This is a genomic window from Pseudomonas sp., from assembly GCF_050739775.1.
Classification (GTDB): Bacteria; Pseudomonadota; Gammaproteobacteria; order Pseudomonadales; family Pseudomonadaceae; genus Aquipseudomonas.
The window spans coordinates 1-13,365 of sequence record NZ_JBOICA010000023.1 but is presented as its reverse complement, the minus strand read 5'-3'; the positions used below and the strand labels follow the sequence as shown (position 1 = coordinate 13,365).

Here is a 13,365-nt window from a genome sequence, read left to right as displayed (position 1 = left end):
GGGCCGTCAGGCCCCAGTGAATTCGAGATTTTGCCCCGCATAAAGCCCGCCGAAGCGGGCTTCTCCATGGGCGCCAGGATTAGAAGTAGTACGGAAATTTCAGGCTGAAGGAGAAGTCTGGCGCGTCGTCGGTCAGGCCAATGGAGAGGTTCGGGACAATTGTCAGGTTGTCGGTTGCGGCAAGGGTCATGCCGATGTTGAAGTTTGCCGCGTTGTAGTCGCTGCTGGAAACCGACTGCCAGTCGCCACCATCGGGCTTGATCTTGCTTTTGCGGGCAAATTGGTCCGAGAACGAAAACGACATACTCATCTTCTCGTTCAAGGCAAATGCAATACCGGCACCGATCTGCCAGGAGTCGCCGAGTTTCACGTCACCTGGGACTTTGCTGTTGGTCGTGGGGCTGATGTCGCTGAACGAATCTTGCATATTGTAGGTATAGGACAGGCTGCCGAAGAGTACGGCAGGGTCAAAGGTCTTGACCAGCGAGATACCCGGTGTGATCGCCCAGACACCATTGCCGGTAGGGAGGCTTTCAGGTACCGACAAGTTGTCGTTGCTTGGGTCATTGACCAGTTTGATGCCATAGGGATCCTCACCGGTCGGTGCCTTGACTCGCAGCGTGGCGACCGCGTCGGGCCAGTTTTCCGACTCATCGAGGAATTTGTAGGCAACACCGAAGTTGATATCGCCGATGGCTGGGTCGCGGGTGACGGTTGCTTCGGATGTAACAGGGCCGGCGCCACCCGCGCCGCCAGAGGAATACGTGGATTCGCGGTAGACCACCGGGACGTTGATATCGAACTGCCAGCGTTGATCCAGGTTGTAGCGGGCGGTCAGGTCCAGGGTCCAGTTATCCGCCTTGATACGGTCGATGTTGATGTTGCCGAGGAAAATCGAGTCCAGTGCCAGGAAGCCGTTGAGCACCAATGCACGGGTATCGTAGTGCGTGTAGGTCAGGCCTGTTTCGACGCTGAACTTGCCGCCACCGAAAAAACCGCTGGCTTCGTCATACAGGTTGGAAACGCTTTGCGCAGGCTCCGAATCCTCCTTGAGCGATTGGCCGTATGAACTGCCTGTGGTGCCTGGTGCACCTGCAGCCACCGCCTGGCCGCCCTTGACCGTTTCGGCGGGGGATCTGGTCAGGCGTTTGGGAGCAGGTGTCGCAGGTGTTTCTTCAACTTGGCGAACGCGTTGTTCGAGTACCATCAGCGCGTTCTGTTGTGCTTCGTAACGCTGTTTCAACTCCATGAGTTCTTGTTTTAGTGCTTCGACCTGGGGGTCCGGTGCTGCGTAGAGCAATGTGGCCGGGGTCAGGCTACTCAAACAAACGATAGCTTTGAACGTTAACGATCGGTGCATGGGTTAGCCGTCCCTTCTGACTGCATTTGATGAGACTGAGCGTAGATCAGAATCCGAGAGTGCGAAGACCTTTGAGCTGGTCCAGGTTGCCGTTCAGTGACTCGGCGGTTGGTACGTTGTCACGCAGCACGACATTGAGGGAGGTGAGGTTGCTGACCCGGTTGCCACCGCCAAGCACGGTGGTGTTCTGCATCAGCCCACCCTGGGCAAGACGTTGCACGGTACTGCCCTGGTTGTTGCTGGCGACGATATTGAGCTGCACACCGGTGCCGGTCGAGGAAATGCTCAGCGAGCCCGCGCCATTGGAGCTGGTCAAGGTTGAGCCCGAGGTCAACGCCTGGCCCTGCTGTTGCGTTGCCGGTGCTTCGTTAGCCTTTGTGACGTTGATATCAACGTTGTTGTAGGCCGCGTTGTAGTCACCAGCGGCACGCACTACCTGGGTGACGCCTTCGGTACTGTTGAGACCGCTGCCGCCAGTGACAGTCCCGGTTCCGGTGCTTTGCGAACGCGCAGAGCCATAGCCGTTTTCGTCGATCATCGACACATAGAACTGTGGCTTGATGGTCGATTGTTGGATTTGCATCGAGGACGTTGCGCCGATCACTTCACCGTTGGCATTTTGCCAAGTGCTGGTCATGACAATGCCAAAACTGACGATCCGTCCCGGCATGACATAGCGGCCTCGCAGGTTCGCCAGTTCCTGATCCTTCAGTTCAATGGGCTTTAACGTCTGTGCCTGGGTCGGCAGGCTGGCGGCCAGACAAACCACGGCCAGCCAGATTGGAGTCTTCATTGGATGCTCCCGGAGCGTCGTGCTCCCTTGTCATTAGAAGAAGTCGCTTTGGATGAATCCGAAATCCATCAACTCTGCGTCTTGCACCGGGGTGAAGGTGTTGATTCGGTTCTTGGCGGTCAGCGGCAGAGGTGGGTCGAGCAAGGCATTGGTTTTGTCGTAACCCTTGCCGATGACGGCGAAGATGATGCCGTTCCAGCCTTTGACAAAGTCGTCGATCTTGTAGCGTTTATGGCCGAGCACCGGATCGCCGATGTATACCCAGCCTTTGTCGACGCGTTGCATGACCACAAAATGCTTGTAGCCGTGCACATCCATCAGTACCACCACCGGAATGCGGACACTATGCAAGGTGTCGGGTTGTACCCGGTAACCACGGGCACGCATGCCGAGACTTTCTATGTAGCGCTTCATGTCGAGCATGGAGAAGCCCTGGACACGGACTTGATCGTGGTCGGAGTAGGCCAGCATGCCCTCGATGATCTGCTCTTCATTCACGTCCAGCCAATAGGCCTGGCGCAAGATGGTCGCCAGCGCGGCTGCGCCGCAACTGAAGTCGGTTTTCTGTTGTACCAGGTCGGCGAATTTGCGCTCGCGCACACTCTGGAGGGGCTTGAACACCACCGCACCACCCGGCAACACGGAAAGCGGCATTTGGGCCGCTTCGCTCAGACTGGCCAGGCAAAGCAAAAACGCCAAGGCGATAACACGCATGATCGGACGCCCCCGGGTGCGGTTGAAAAAAGGCCCCCCGAAGGGGGCCTCCAGGCCTCAGTCATTACATCGAAGTGTTGGAGATGGCCAGCGAGTTGCTTTGTTGGTTGCCCACACCAGCAGCCACGTTGACGCCCAGGTTGCCACTGCCGCCATTCACCGAACCGCTCAGGGTTGCAGTGTTGGTTACAGGGTTTGCCCAGCCGGTTGGAGTCAGCACTTGGTAGGAGAACGTATTGCTCAAATCAAAAGAGCTGCTTTCACTGAATCTCTTCGCTTTCTCCCACTCAGATTCGGACGATGTGCTGCCCGATTTTTCGAAGGAGGACTCGAACTTTTTCTCGAACGAGGAGTTGAACTCTTTATCGAACGAGGATTTGTGCGATTTCTCCCACGATTTTTCGACCGATACATCCAGCGATGCAGTCAGCTCGGCTTCCACGGATTTAGTGCGGCTGCCCGAGTGGTGATAGCCATTATCCCAGGAAACAGTCTTGGATGCGTTCAATTTAGCTTCCAGATCAGCTTCCAGAGAGGCGCGCTTGGAAGCGCTTGCCTCAAAGCTCTTGGAGCCGCTTGCATCAAAGTGTTTAGAGCCGCTTGCCTCAAAGCTCTTGGAGCCGCTCACCTCGAAGCTCGAAGAGGCGCTCTGGCTTCCGCTAGCTTCGAAAGACTTCTCGCGAGAGGAACTACCGCTGGCAGTAGTGGTAACTGTCAGGGTATCTACACGATAAGTCCGATCGGCGTTGTTGATTACCTCCAGGCCAGGACCGTTTTGATCGGCAGAGGCGGTGGCTACTGCGTTGCCGAGCGGGGAGTGGGTGTTGGCAATTGCCATGGTGTTTTTCTGCTGGTTAAGGTCGCCGCCAGCAATGTTGATACCCATGTTGCCGCTGCCGTTATTGCCCGATCCACTCATGATCGCCGAGTTGGTGGCGCCGTGGTTGTAGACCTTGTTGTTGTTGCTGTACTGAGTGACCTTGGCGGTGGCTTCGCCATAGCCGAATACGAAGGTGTTATCGATTTCCGAAACGGAGCCGGCATTGGCGATGGCGGCGGCGTTGTCTTGTTGGTTGCCGGCGCCGGCAGCCACGTTGACGCCGACGTTGCCGCTGGTGCCGGTGGCGGACTCGGACATCTCGGCTTTGTTCACAGTCCCTTCGTTCTTGATGCGGTTGTTGGTACTTCTTTGCTTATCGTACGCATTGGCTTCTGCGTAGACATTGATCTTGGTTGGAGGTTTTTTGTAGCCGTGGTGATGACCACGCCGATCGTTCTCTCCAGCTTGTACAGCAACAGCCATGACCGCAGCAATTGCGAAAACCAGAGGCTTGATTGCCATCGAGGGTTTCATGGTGATTCTCCGTACTTTATTTTAGGTTAAGTGTTGTTCTTACCTGTTTGCGTCAATCCGTGACCCGTACGCTCAGGGTGTTGGCCGTTCGGTTTCCCACCCCGGCGCTCTGATTCAACTGAATCACCCCACGGCTACCGGTGAAGGCCTGGTCGCTGGTAGCGACCTGGCGATAGCCGGGTGCAGAGTCAGTTGGATCGGAGCTGTTGAGCAGCGCCACGTTCTGTTGCATGAGGACGCTGTCGTCGATACTTTGCGGCTGTGCACTGATGCTGATACGCAGTGCGTTGGCTTGCTGGTTACTGGCGCCGGTGCTCTGGTTGACGCCCAGAGCGCCGTTGCCGTGGCTGAAGGCGTCGCCCTGGATGCTGGACCGGGCATCGATCGTGGGGTCGACATGGGTGCGCAAGCGTTGGCGAACCTGTGTGGTCGCGCTGGCGCCATGGCCAATGGCGAAGGCCCGCACGTTTGCCTGTTGCTGTTGATCGCCAGCAGCCTGGTTGACCGTGAGGTTGCCCTGGTATTGCTTGCCGGAACTGTCGATGTTGGCGTTATTGATCACTGGGGGTTGGGCGAAGGCCGGTGCACTGCAAAACGTGGCCAGAATCAGCAGCGTGTGCCTCATCTCACTGGCCTCCAGTCAAGATTTGCAGGGGCGCCAGGCCTTTCTGGACGCTTGAGTTGACCATGTTGGAGATGCCGTTGCCGGAGCCTGTGCTACGTCCACCGGCCAGGTTGGGCAGTTGGCTCTGGTTGTTGATATTGCCGCCCAGGTTGTTGGTCTGCTGCGTGATCAGCGAGGTAATGCCTGCACCGCTGCTGATGCTGGCAAAGTCACCATCGTTCAACTCGTTAGTTTGTTTGAGGATCTGCGCAGACGGGTTGGTATTGACGGTGACCGGGTTTGGATCGGGAACCAGGGGCGCACGCACTGCGTTGCGCGTTTGCACATCGCGGGTAATGACGACCAGCCCGTTTTTTTCGGCCTGGACCGGCAAGCTGAAGCTTGATCCCAATGCACATCCGAGCAGCAGGAGGCGATAAATACCTTTATCAAATTTGCGCACGATGGCAATTCCTTCTTCAGTGTGCTGGCCCTGTTCAGCGTTGCGAGGAAGAGAGCAGAAGGTATGCCGGTTTTTATTTATTATTGAAAAACAACGGTCTGGCTTTATTTGTCGGAGTGGTCAAAAAAAATGTTGTAACGCCGCTGAGACATAGGTGGCGTACAAGCGTCGATCCTGCGGGCGCCATTGCTCATCAAGGGGCTCGCAACTCGACTGTTTCAGGCGTTTAACACTTTTGCGCGCACGCGCTCTGGCCGCTTTAAATCGCGGCTTTGCGCAGTGACCAGTGTTTCAGGAATGGACATTTGGCCGCAGCGGGGCGGTTATTCAGGCCTTGAGCAAGCGGGTTAGCGCTTCAAACGCTGCGCACTTGCGCTGCTCCCAGGTGCCTTGCACCACCTGATAAGGCTGCTGGTGCAGCGCCAGCCAGGCACGGGTGGCCTTGAAAAACGCCTGGCGCTCGCTCAGCTGCGGCTGGCAGCGTTGCCCATCGTCGTGCCAAGCGATGGACTCGGGGCTGAGCAGCAAGTGCAGGTCGTAATGGCGCGCCAACAAAGCTTCTTCGAGCCACGCCGGGCAATCGCCAAACAGCGTGCGGCTCCAAAGCATGTTGCTTAACAGATGCGTATCGAGAATCAACAGCGACGGTTGTCTGGCGCGCGCGGCGTCTTCCCAGGCCAATTGGCCACGGGCGATCGCCGGGATATCGGCATAGCATGTGTCGCGGCCTTGTTCGTCGATAAAGTGACGCACATACTCGCCCACCAGCTCTCCACCGAAATGCGCCTGGATCTCGCCGCTGAGCCAGCTCTTGCCGCTGGACTCGGGGCCGGTCAGGACCAGGACCTTCATGCGCTGACCAATGCAGGAGCGCGCCGCCATTCACGCCAGCCCTGCACCGCGATCAAGGTGAACAGGGCATACAGTGCGGCGGTCAGGTAGAGCGCCTTGTAGAGGAACAGCCCAACGAAGATCACATCCAGCACGATCCACAGCGGCCAGCATTGCACGCGTTTCTGCGCCATCCATAGCTGCGCCACCAGGCTGAAGGCCGTCAGCGCCGCGTCCAGCCAGGGTTGCGCGGCATCGGTCCAGGTGGCCATGGCCGCGCCCAGGGCGAGACTGCCCAGCAGACCCAGGCCAAGGCCGAACAACATCGGTTGGGTATCCAGGTGGCTCACCTGACGGGCTTCGTGCTGGCTGTCCGGGCGCGTCCATTGCCACCAGCCATAGAGCTGCAGCACGGCATAAACCAGTTGCAGGAGCATGTCCGAATACAAGCGCACTTCAAAGAAGATCCAGCTGTAGAGCAGTACCATCACCAGGCCGATGGGCCAGCACCAGGGATTCTGTTTGGTCGTGAGCCACACGGCGATAACGCCGAGCACGGCGGCGAACAGTTCGAGGCCGGACATCGGCGTTCCTTGGTAGTTTGCTCAAAGGCGGGGATTGTACCTGTATTGCAAGCCCGCCCACAGTGTTACACCCGGAACTGCCCCAACAACCGATCCAACTGTTCGCGCAACTGGTTCAAGGCTGCCCCGGCATTGCTCGACTGTTGTGCCGCAGTGGCCGTCTGGCGCGACAGATCAGCGGTTTCAGTAACATTGCGGTTGATTTCCTCGACAACATGCGACTGTTGCAGGGTGGCACTGGCAATCGAGGCGTTGAGGGCGGTGAGGTTGTGCAGGGCCTGGCTGATGGCGTCCAGGCTGACACCGGCTTCGCTGGCCTGCTCGATGGTCTGGCGCGAGGCGGCGCTGCTGGCGTCGATTGCCTTGACCGCCGCCTCGGACTGACCCTGCAAATGCTCGATCATGCTCTGGATTTCTGCCGTCGATTGCTGCGTACGCTGGGCCAACAGGCGTACTTCGTCGGCAACCACGGCAAAGCCACGGCCTTGTTCGCCCGCCCGGGCTGCCTCGATGGCTGCGTTAAGGGCCAGTAGGTTGGTCTGCTCAGCAATCGAGCGGATCACCTCCAGGACACTGCCGATTCGTGTGCTCTGGCTGGCCAGGGTCTGGATCACCGTGACCGCTTCATCGATGGTGCCAGACAGCTGATCGATCTGCTGCAGACTGCCGTGGATACTGTGTTGGCCCTGCTCGGCACAGTGCTGGGCGTCGCGCATTTCGCTAGAGGCCTGTTCGGCATTCCTGGCCACATCCTGCACGGCGTAGGTCACTTCATTGATCGCCGTGGCCACTTGCTCCATCTGCGCCGATTGCTGTTCGCTGTGTTGTTGGGCCTGGTTAGCGTTGCTGCCGACATCCAGCGCTGATTGCCCCAGAGCATGGGCCGCACCCTGCAGTTGGCCGATCACCCCCTGCAACTTACCGGTAAAGCGATTGAAGTGCTCGCCCAACTGGGTCACCTCGTCGCGGCCATGGGTGTCCAGGCGGCGGGTCAGGTCGCTTTCGCCGCTGGCGATCATGGCCATGGCGTCCACCGCCTCCTGCAAGGGGCGGGAGATACTGCGGGCGATCAGCACCACCAGCAGGGTCATGACCAAGGCGATGCCAAGCCCCAGCAGAGAGACGTCACGTAGCTGGCGGAGGAATTCGTTGTGCATGTCATCGATGTAAATGCCCGAGCCGATGACCCAGCCCCAGGGCTTGAACAACTGGATGTAGGAAGTTTTCTCCACCGGCTCGCTGGCACCGGGCTTGGGCCAGCGGTAGCCGATACTGCCCGCGCCCTGGGTCTTGGCCAGCATGACCATTTCGTTGAACAAGGCGAAGCCATCTGGGTCGCGCACCACGGAGAGGTCCTGGCCGTCGAGCTTGGGGTTGGCCGGATGCATGATCATCTTTGGCCCCAGGTCGTTGATCCAGAAGTAGTCATTCTGGTCGTAGCGCAAGCCGCGCACTGCGCTCAAAGCCTGCTGCTGGGCGGCTTCGCGGCTTAGGCTGCCGGCCGCTTCCAGGCCCTGGTAGTAGGTCAGCACGCCAGTGGCGGTCTCCACCACATGGCGGGTCTTTTCTGCCTTGGCCTGGTACAGGTCGCCGTGGATCTGCCAGAGCATCAGCGCCCCCAAGGTCAACAACATCACCACTGCCACTACCAGGATCAGCCACAAGCGATGGTTGATCGACATATTTCGTAGAGTCTTCATGCAACGGTCACCCCGGGTTCTTTTTATTGTCCTGCGCATCCCAGCATGCTTTTTTCCAACCACCTACTCGACCAAGGGCTAAGTGCCTGATTCACCAAGGTGTGTAGTGCCAACTAGCAGCGTTTACACGAGAGGTCTGATAGGATTTCGGCCCGGTCGGGACAAACCTGAAGAGTGACTGAACTTTTCTGTCGACTTTGCGACCAACTGTCGCTGTTGAACGACCGGGCATTCGAATCGGCTTTGGCTTATGGAAACTACAACGGGGGCATGCCATTGGCATCGCTTCGTGGGGGAATAATGGATCTTTGGACTGGCCTGCAGGCCGTCATTTTGGGTATTGTCGAAGGCTTGACTGAATTCTTGCCGATTTCCAGCACCGGTCACCAGATTGTTGTCGCGGACCTGATCAACTTCGGTGGCGAGCGGGCGATGGCCTTCAACATCATCATTCAGCTGGGTGCGATCCTGGCCGTGGTCTGGGAGTTCCGGCGCAAGATCTTCGACGTGGTCGTGGGTTTGCCCAAGGAGCGTCAAGCGCAACGTTTTACCCTCAACCTGCTGATCGCCTTTATGCCGGCGGTGGTATTGGGGGTGCTGTTTGCTGATCTGATTCACGCTTACCTGTTCAACCCCATCACCGTGGCTGCTGCCTTGGTAGTGGGTGGTGTGATCATGCTCTGGGCCGAGCGCCGCAAGCATGTGATCAAGGCCGACCAGGTCGATGACATGCGCTGGTCCGATGCCTTGAAGATCGGTTTTGTCCAGTGCCTGGCGATGATCCCGGGGACTTCGCGTTCCGGCTCGACCATCATTGGCGGTTTGCTGTTCGGCTTGTCGCGCAAGGCGGCAACCGAATTCTCGTTCTTTCTGGCCATGCCCACCATGGTCGGTGCAGCGGTGTATTCGGGCTACAAGTACCGCGAGCTGTTCCAGCCTGGTGATTTTCCGGTGTTCGCCATCGGCTTCGTGGTCTCGTTCATCTTTGCCATGATCGCTGTGCGCGGGCTGTTGCGCTTCATCGCCAACCATAGCTATGCCATGTTCGCCTGGTACCGCATTGTCTTCGGCCTGATCATCCTGGCAACCTGGCAGTTCGGCTGGGTTGACTGGGCCACGGCGCACGGTTGAACCGATGAGCCGTTCACAACCGTCTGTTCGACGCGCCAGTACCGCCAACGGCGCGGTCCAGCACCTGCGCAGCAAGCTGTTGGTCTTCGTTGGCCTGTGCCTGTTGCCGCTGGGTGGTGCGCTGCAGATGCTGGTAAGCGGTCAGTCCTGGCTGCCCGCTGTGGCTTATCCGCTGGCCAGCCTGGTGAGTTTTGCGCTGTATTGGCGTGACAAGCACCAGGCCCGCAGCCAAGGCTGGCGCACCCCGGAAAAGCTCCTGCACGCCAGTGAGCTGTGTGGGGGCTGGCCCGGGGCACTGTTGGCGCAACAGGCCTTTCGGCATAAAACCCGCAAACTGTCGTTTCAGTTGAGCTTCTGGGCCATTGTCGCCCTGCACCAGCTGTTCTGGATCGATCACCTGTTGTTCGCGGGTCGCTGGCTGGGGAATGCCCTGGGGCCGCTGCTCAGATAAGCAGGCCCGGCTGCAGGCGCTTTGGCAGACGCCTGACCACCAGTTGGTGGGAGCGCTGCAGCAGGTCGCAGAGCTCCTCGCGGCCCATAGGGTAGGGTGGCGTCATACTGATCCAGTGGGCCCGCGCCAGGTACGGCGCCGGGCGCACGCCGGGGCGGTCGGCGTAGCCAAGAAACAGGTCACTGTCGACCTTGAACGACAAGCCGGCGCCGGCCAGGTCGAGTACCGCGAACATCTTGTTGCCGGCAATCGAGAACACTCGCACACCGCCCCATTTGTAGTCCTCCCGCGCGCCGGGCAGGCTCAGGCAGAAGTCCGCCACCTGCGCTTCGCTCATTTTCCCCTCAGACATAACGCTCCCCACAGTCGGCAAAGGACGCCAGCAAATGGTCGATCCACACCCGCACAGCGGGCAGAAGGCCGCGCCGGTGCGGGTAGACCGCTTGCAGATAACCCCCAGGCAGCGACCAGTCTGGCAGCAGCCGCACCAGTTCACCACGGGCCAGTTCTTCTTCACAGTGCATGATGGGCAGGGCGGTGAAGCCCAGGCCGGCCATCGCTGCCGTCTTGCGCACGACAAAATCGTCAATGGCCAGGCGTGCTTCCATGGCCAGTTCATGTTTGTGGCCGCTCTGGTCGAGCAATCGCAGGTGGACCAGGCGGTCGGCGTCGACGGCGCCCAGCACCGGTAAACCTGTCAGGTCCTCGGGCGTGACCGGGGCATGGGCCGCTGCAAAGGCTGGCGCTGCCACCAGGTACATCTGCGCCTGGCGCAGGCGCCGGGTGACCAGGGCTGGGTCTTCGTCACCCAAGTCGCGCACACGCAGGGCGACGTCGATACCTTCGGTGATCAGGTCGACCCGGCGATTGAGCAGGACCATGTCCAACTGCACCAGCGGATACTGTTCGAGAAAACGGCTGATCACTTGTGGCAACAGGGTATGAGCCAAACCCACCGGACACGACACTCGCAATCGGCCTCGGGGTTCGCTGGTCATGCTGGCGACTGCCTCGTCGGCCATTTCCGCTTCCAGCAGCATGGCCTGGCAGTGGCGCAGGTAGCGTTCGCCCACCGCAGTCAACTTAAGCTGGCGGGTAGTACGCTGCAGCAGACGTGTGCCCAGGCGTTCCTCGAGTTCGGCAATACGCCGCGACAGGCGCGACTTGGGGATCCCGAGCAAGCGTCCGGCGGCGGCAAAACCACCGGCTTCGACCACCCGGGCGAAGTAGAAGAGGTCGTTGAGGTCTTGCATGGCGATCACCATTGTCCTGTCAGTAGGACAAACTAACGCATTTTTGCTGACTTATCAGCTATTCGCCATCCGGATAGGATTCTCTCCATCGTGATCGCCCAGATGCGGTCTTCATATAGGAGAGTCCCATGAAACTGTTGCATATCGATTCGAGCATCCTGGGCGACAATTCCGCCTCCCGTCAGCTGAGCCGCAGCGTGGTCGATGCCTGGAAAGCCGCCGATCCATCCCTGGAAGTGGTTTACCGTGACCTGGCCGCCGACGCCATCAGCCATTTCTCTGCCGCCACCCTGGTGGCTGCAGGTACCCCGCAAGCACTGCGTGACGCCGCGCAGCAACATGAAGCCCAACTGAGCAGCGAAACCCTGCAAGAGTTTCTCGATGCCGACGCAGTGGTGATTGCTGCGCCAATGTACAACTTCACCATCCCGACCCAGCTCAAGGCCTGGATTGACCGCGTTGCCGTGGCCGGTCAGACCTTCCGCTACACCGAAGCCGGCCCTGAAGGCCTGTGCGGCGACAAGAAGGTGATCCTGGTATCGACTGCCGGTGGTCTGCACGCCGGCCAACCGACCGCTGTTGGTCACGAAGAGTTCCTCAAGGTATTCCTCGGCTTCATCGGTATCACCGACCTGGAAATCGTCCGTGCCCACGGCCTGGCCTATGGTGAAGAGCATCGCGCCAATGCCTTGAACGCTGCCCGGTTGCAGATCAGCAACGCACTGTTCGCGGCGGCTTGATCAGCGCCAGCGCTTGACCAGGACCGACAGCAGGCTAGGTCTGCTGTCGGTTTTTTCCTGCGGGCCTCGATACTGCCGATCAGTAAGCGCCGGCGCGACGCGCCAGCCCCAGCGTCAGGCCGACGCCGGCCAGCGACAACAAGGCGGCGATACAGAAGATCCAGGCATAGCCCAGATGCAGGGCCACCGCCCCCATCAACGGCCCGGCGATGGCCAGGGCCAGGTCGAAGAACACTGCATAGGCACCCAGGCCCGCACCGCGGCTGGCCACCGGTACTTGCTTGATGGCCTCCACGCCTAATGCAGGATACACCAGCGACAGACCGAATCCGGTGAGCCCGGCGCCGACCAGCGCCAGTAACGGGCTGGGGGCCAGCCACAGCAAGGTCAGGCCCAGGGCTTCGGTGCTCATGCAGACAATCGCCACTTGGTAGCCGCCGAAGCGATTGACTGCATTGACGAACAACAGCCGCGACAGAATAAAGCACAGGCCGAAGGCGCTCAGGCACCAGGCTGCGCCGCTCCAGCCTTGTTCCAGGTAGAACAGGGTGACAAAGGTGGTCAGGGTTCCGTAGCCGATCGAAGCCAGAGTCAGGCCCATGCCGCAGGGTGCGACCCGGCTGAATGCGGTCCAGAATGGCAGGCGCTCACCTCGCACCACCGCCATCGAAGGCTTGCTGCGGATCATCAGCAGGGCCAGCACAGCCAGCACCGTCAACATCAGGCTCAGGGTGGCGAAGTTGAGCTGATCAACCACCAACACACCCAGCGGCGCACCGATGGCAATGGCGCCGTAGGATGCAACGCCATTCCAGGAAATCACGCGTGCAGTGTGCTCGGCGCCCACCGCACTGATGCCCCAGCTCAAGGTGGCGACGCCGATCAAGCCTTGGGCGATCCCCAGGAACACGCGCCCGGCGAGCAAGGCCAGCAGGCTCAGCAGCGACGCATTGACCGTCAGCGCCGAGGCGAAGGTCAGTACACCGCTGGCGGCAATGCAGATCAAACCATAGATGATCGCCTGTTTGGTCCCCTTGCTGTCGGCTACACGCCCGGCAAACGGACGACTGAGCAACGTGGCCAGGTACTGCAGACCAATGGTCAGACCGGCAATGACCGCGCTAAAGCCCAGCTGGTCATGCACATAACCAGGCAACACCGCGATTGGCAGGCCGACGCAGAGAAAGGCAATAAAGGTGTAGAGGACGATCGAAAGGATCTGCAGCGTGACCGGGGCGGTGCTGGCGGAAGTGGGTTGTAACGCTGACATGAGCTCGTTCGCTGGCGGGCGGTGGGAGAGGGCCCATAATCGCTGGCGGCGAGGATAAAAGAAAGCAGGCTAACGGATTTTAAAAGCATCGCGGGGCAAGCCTGCTCCCACAGAGGG

14 protein-coding genes and 2 pseudogenes are annotated in these 13,365 nt (G+C 59.6%); 3 read left to right on the top strand and 13 right to left on the bottom strand.

Annotated features, from left to right (window positions below; all coding sequences use genetic code 11):
* Positions 1-79 precede the first annotated feature (79 nt).
* The 10 genes and pseudogenes from ACRESH_RS13780 to ACRESH_RS13735 form a co-directional block, all read right to left on the bottom strand.
* Entirely contained in the window at positions 80-1,360 is a 1,281-nt protein-coding gene (locus tag ACRESH_RS13780; protein WP_431742515.1) for a hypothetical protein, read from the bottom strand.
* Positions 1,361-1,406: 46 nt separating this feature from the next.
* Positions 1,407-2,153: a hypothetical protein gene (locus ACRESH_RS13775; RefSeq protein ID WP_431742514.1), complete on the bottom strand. Its 747-nt coding sequence runs from the start codon at positions 2,151-2,153 to the stop codon at positions 1,407-1,409.
* A gap of 33 nt (positions 2,154-2,186) precedes the next feature.
* Complete coding sequence (locus ACRESH_RS13770) at positions 2,187-2,867, bottom strand: C39 family peptidase (protein WP_431742513.1); 681 nt, start codon at positions 2,865-2,867, stop codon at positions 2,187-2,189.
* Positions 2,868-2,931: 64 nt separating this feature from the next.
* The gene (locus tag ACRESH_RS13765; RefSeq protein ID WP_431742512.1) at positions 2,932-4,221 is read right to left on the bottom strand and encodes a heme utilization protein; all 1,290 of its coding nucleotides are present in this window, start codon (positions 4,219-4,221) and stop codon (positions 2,932-2,934) included.
* A 52-nt stretch (positions 4,222-4,273) separates the two neighbouring features.
* Positions 4,274-4,846: an adhesin gene (locus tag ACRESH_RS13760; protein WP_431742511.1), complete on the bottom strand. Its 573-nt coding sequence runs from the start codon at positions 4,844-4,846 to the stop codon at positions 4,274-4,276.
* Position 4,847: 1 nt separating this feature from the next.
* On the bottom strand, positions 4,848-5,288 hold the full coding sequence (locus tag ACRESH_RS13755; protein WP_431742510.1) for a hypothetical protein: 441 nt from the start codon (positions 5,286-5,288) through the stop codon (positions 4,848-4,850).
* Positions 5,289-5,615: 327 nt separating this feature from the next.
* Complete coding sequence (locus ACRESH_RS13750; protein WP_431742509.1) at positions 5,616-6,140, bottom strand: AAA family ATPase; 525 nt, start codon at positions 6,138-6,140, stop codon at positions 5,616-5,618.
* A complete protein-coding gene (pnuC, locus tag ACRESH_RS13745) occupies positions 6,137-6,703 on the bottom strand; it encodes a nicotinamide riboside transporter PnuC (RefSeq protein ID WP_431742508.1) in 567 nt (188 codons plus the stop codon). The genes ACRESH_RS13750 and pnuC overlap by 4 nt, the downstream gene beginning before the upstream one ends.
* A gap of 65 nt (positions 6,704-6,768) precedes the next feature.
* Positions 6,769-7,356 (bottom strand): annotated as a pseudogene (locus tag ACRESH_RS13740) (methyl-accepting chemotaxis protein); the annotation flags it as partial.
* Between the two features lie 270 nt (positions 7,357-7,626).
* Positions 7,627-8,313 (bottom strand): annotated as a pseudogene (locus ACRESH_RS13735) (cache domain-containing protein); the annotation flags it as partial.
* Between the two features lie 390 nt (positions 8,314-8,703).
* Here ACRESH_RS13735 and ACRESH_RS13730 point away from each other — a divergent pair.
* Together ACRESH_RS13730 and ACRESH_RS13725 are read left to right on the top strand one after the other, a co-directional pair.
* Complete coding sequence (locus tag ACRESH_RS13730; protein WP_431742507.1) at positions 8,704-9,534, top strand: undecaprenyl-diphosphate phosphatase; 831 nt, start codon at positions 8,704-8,706, stop codon at positions 9,532-9,534.
* Positions 9,535-9,538: 4 nt separating this feature from the next.
* Entirely contained in the window at positions 9,539-9,985 is a 447-nt protein-coding gene (locus ACRESH_RS13725; RefSeq protein WP_431742506.1) for a DUF1294 domain-containing protein, read from the top strand.
* Here the strand turns inward: ACRESH_RS13725 and ACRESH_RS13720 are convergent.
* Complete coding sequence (locus tag ACRESH_RS13720; RefSeq protein WP_431742505.1) at positions 9,978-10,337, bottom strand: MmcQ/YjbR family DNA-binding protein; 360 nt, start codon at positions 10,335-10,337, stop codon at positions 9,978-9,980. The genes ACRESH_RS13725 and ACRESH_RS13720 overlap by 8 nt on opposite strands.
* Positions 10,330-11,238, bottom strand: a complete 909-nt coding sequence (locus ACRESH_RS13715) for a LysR substrate-binding domain-containing protein (protein WP_431742504.1) — start codon at positions 11,236-11,238, stop codon at positions 10,330-10,332. The genes ACRESH_RS13720 and ACRESH_RS13715 overlap by 8 nt, the downstream gene beginning before the upstream one ends.
* A 128-nt stretch (positions 11,239-11,366) precedes the next feature.
* Here ACRESH_RS13715 and ACRESH_RS13710 point away from each other — a divergent pair, with 128 nt between their 5' ends.
* Positions 11,367-11,978 carry an FMN-dependent NADH-azoreductase gene (locus tag ACRESH_RS13710; protein WP_431742503.1) on the top strand — a complete coding sequence of 204 codons (612 nt, stop codon included), beginning with the start codon at positions 11,367-11,369 and terminating at the stop codon, positions 11,976-11,978.
* Between the two features lie 79 nt (positions 11,979-12,057).
* Here ACRESH_RS13710 and ACRESH_RS13705 read toward each other — a convergent pair whose 3' ends face one another.
* Positions 12,058-13,248, bottom strand: coding sequence for an MFS transporter (locus ACRESH_RS13705; RefSeq protein WP_431742502.1), 1,191 nt, complete (start codon positions 13,246-13,248; stop codon positions 12,058-12,060).
* Between the last annotated feature and the right edge of the window lie 117 nt (positions 13,249-13,365).

What these genes read in the sequence shown, in the direction of transcription:
- ACRESH_RS13710 (WP_431742503.1), top strand. Translation starts at nt 11,367, where the DNA reads ATGAAACTGTTGCATATCGATTCGAGCATCCTGGGCGACAATTCCGCC.
- ACRESH_RS13770 (WP_431742513.1), bottom strand. Translation starts at nt 2,867, where the DNA reads ATGCGTGTTATCGCCTTGGCGTTTTTGCTTTGCCTGGCCAGTCTGAGC.
- ACRESH_RS13720 (WP_431742505.1), bottom strand. Translation starts at nt 10,337, where the DNA reads ATGTCTGAGGGGAAAATGAGCGAAGCGCAGGTGGCGGACTTCTGCCTG.
- ACRESH_RS13775 (WP_431742514.1), bottom strand. Translation starts at nt 2,153, where the DNA reads ATGAAGACTCCAATCTGGCTGGCCGTGGTTTGTCTGGCCGCCAGCCTG.
- ACRESH_RS13715 (WP_431742504.1), bottom strand. Translation starts at nt 11,238, where the DNA reads ATGCAAGACCTCAACGACCTCTTCTACTTCGCCCGGGTGGTCGAAGCC.
- ACRESH_RS13765 (WP_431742512.1), bottom strand. Translation starts at nt 4,221, where the DNA reads ATGAAACCCTCGATGGCAATCAAGCCTCTGGTTTTCGCAATTGCTGCG.
- ACRESH_RS13705 (WP_431742502.1), bottom strand. Translation starts at nt 13,248, where the DNA reads ATGTCAGCGTTACAACCCACTTCCGCCAGCACCGCCCCGGTCACGCTG.
- ACRESH_RS13750 (WP_431742509.1), bottom strand. Translation starts at nt 6,140, where the DNA reads ATGAAGGTCCTGGTCCTGACCGGCCCCGAGTCCAGCGGCAAGAGCTGG.
- ACRESH_RS13730 (WP_431742507.1), top strand. Translation starts at nt 8,704, where the DNA reads ATGGATCTTTGGACTGGCCTGCAGGCCGTCATTTTGGGTATTGTCGAA.
- ACRESH_RS13780 (WP_431742515.1), bottom strand. Translation starts at nt 1,360, where the DNA reads ATGCACCGATCGTTAACGTTCAAAGCTATCGTTTGTTTGAGTAGCCTG.
- ACRESH_RS13760 (WP_431742511.1), bottom strand. Translation starts at nt 4,846, where the DNA reads ATGAGGCACACGCTGCTGATTCTGGCCACGTTTTGCAGTGCACCGGCC.
- pnuC (WP_431742508.1), bottom strand. Translation starts at nt 6,703, where the DNA reads ATGTCCGGCCTCGAACTGTTCGCCGCCGTGCTCGGCGTTATCGCCGTG.
- ACRESH_RS13725 (WP_431742506.1), top strand. Translation starts at nt 9,539, where the DNA reads ATGAGCCGTTCACAACCGTCTGTTCGACGCGCCAGTACCGCCAACGGC.